General features: G+C 71.3%; 1 protein-coding gene. It reads right to left on the reverse strand.

Features of this window, described 5'->3' with window-relative positions; all coding sequences use genetic code 11:
• Positions 1–1,699: type I polyketide synthase (locus tag GSF22_RS33140; RefSeq protein WP_208817849.1), on the reverse strand; the 1,699-nt coding region annotated here is incomplete at its 3' end.
• Positions 1,700–1,968: the final 269 nt, after the last annotated feature.

The raw sequence follows: 1,968 nt of genomic DNA on the forward strand, positions 1-1,968 counted from the left end.
CCGTGAACAACGCACCCAACCGGCCCGGCACCGCCCGGTGGGTCACCCCGGCACCGTCCGCCAACGCCGCCAGACCGTCCCGCAACTCGGCGACGTCCCGACCGGCCACCACCGACCGGTACTCGAAGGGGGCACGGGTGGACGCCAGGGACCACGCCACGTCCCGCGGTGACAGGGTCGACCCGGCCACGAAGGCCGCCAGCTTCGCCGCCTGGGCCCGGACCGCCTCCGGCGTACGGCCGGAGAGCACCCACGGCACGACACCCGAGCCGACCGGCTCCGGGGCCTCGTCGACGGTCTCCGACCCGGTCTCGACCGGTGCCTGCTCCAGGATGACGTGGGCGTTCGTACCCGAAATGCCGAACGACGAGACGCCCGCCCGGCGCGGCCGGTCGGACGCCGGCCACTCCCGGGCCTCGGTCAACAGCTCGACCGCGCCGGCCGACCAGTCGATGTGCGGGGACGGCGCGTCCACGTGCAGCGTCTGCGGCAGCAGCCCGTGCCGCATGGCCTGCACCATTTTGATGATGCCGCCGACCCCGGCCGCCGCCTGGGCGTGCCCGATGTTCGACTTGATCGAGCCGAGCCAGAGCGGGTCGTCCGCCGGCCGGTCCTGGCCGTAGGTGGCGAGCAGGGCCTGCGCCTCGATCGGGTCACCGAGCTTCGTACCCGTGCCGTGCGCCTCGACCGCGTCCACGTCGGCGGCGGACACGCGGGCGTCGGCGAGCGCGGCGCGGATCACCCGCTGCTGCGAGGGACCGTTCGGGGCGGTGAGGGCGCTGGAGGCGCCGTCCTGGTTGATCGCGGTGCCCTTGACCACGGCGAGGACCGGGTGGCCGTTGCGCTGCGCGTCGGAGAGCCGCTCCAGCAGCAGCATGCCGACACCCTCACCCCAGCCGGTACCGTCCGCACCGGCCGCGAACGCCTTGCACCGGCCGTCCGGGGAGAGTCCGCGCTGCCGGGAGAACTCGATGAAGGTGTCCGGGGTGGACATGACGGTGACACCACCGGCCAGGGCCAGGGTGCACTCCTCGCTGCGCAGCGCCTGGACGGCCATGTGCAGCGCGACCAGCGACGACGAGCAGGCGGTGTCGACGGTGACCGCCGGGCCCTCCAGGCCCAGGTGGTACGCCACCCGGCCGGAGGCGATGCTGCCGGCGCTGCCGTTGCCGAGGTAGCCGGCGAGGTCGTCCGGTACGACCTGCACCCGGGTGCCGTAGTCGTTGTACATCACGCCGACGTGTACGCCGGTCCTGCTGCCGCGCATCGTGGCCGGGTTGATGCCGGCGGATTCGATGGCCTCCCAGGCGGTCTCCAGCAGCAGGCGCTGCTGCGGGTCCATGGCGAGGGCCTCACGCGGCGAGATCCCGAAGAAGTCCGGGTCGAAGTCGGCGGCGTCGTGCAGGAAGCCGCCCTCGCGGGTGGTGCTGGTGCCGTGGTGGTCCGGGTCGGGGTGGTAGAGCGTGTCGACGGGCCACCCACGGTTGACCGGGAACCCGCTGACCGCGTCGGTGCCGGTGCTGACCAGTTCCCAAAGCTGTTCGGGGGTGTCGACCCCGCCGGGGTACCGGCAGGCCATGCCGACGATGGCGATCGGCTCGTGCTGCTTCTCCTCGACCTCACGCAGTCGCCTGCGGGCCTCACGGAGATCAGCGGTCGCTCGCTTCAGATAGTCGAGAAGCTTTTCCTCGTTTGCCACCTACGCCACCCCTACCGACGTTGAATCAGCGTCGCTGCGACCCGCGCGCTGCGCTGGAACTGCCCGGAAATAGACGTACGGTCCAGAGTCGGCTGACCTGGACCACTATTTCTTGCCCACTTCCGACCGAAATTGGAATTCGTGGATCGTCACTATCCTGCAGTCTTCAATCTATTCGGGGCGGGTGGCCAGGCAACCCCTACCTGACCCCCGTTGACGTGCTGAGCAGTGGGCCAGCGGCGTGCGGGAATAGGGGGCTGCCCGGGGCG

Source organism: Micromonospora echinofusca, from assembly GCF_017614955.1.
Lineage (GTDB): Bacteria > Actinomycetota > Actinomycetes > Mycobacteriales > Micromonosporaceae > Micromonospora > Micromonospora echinofusca_A.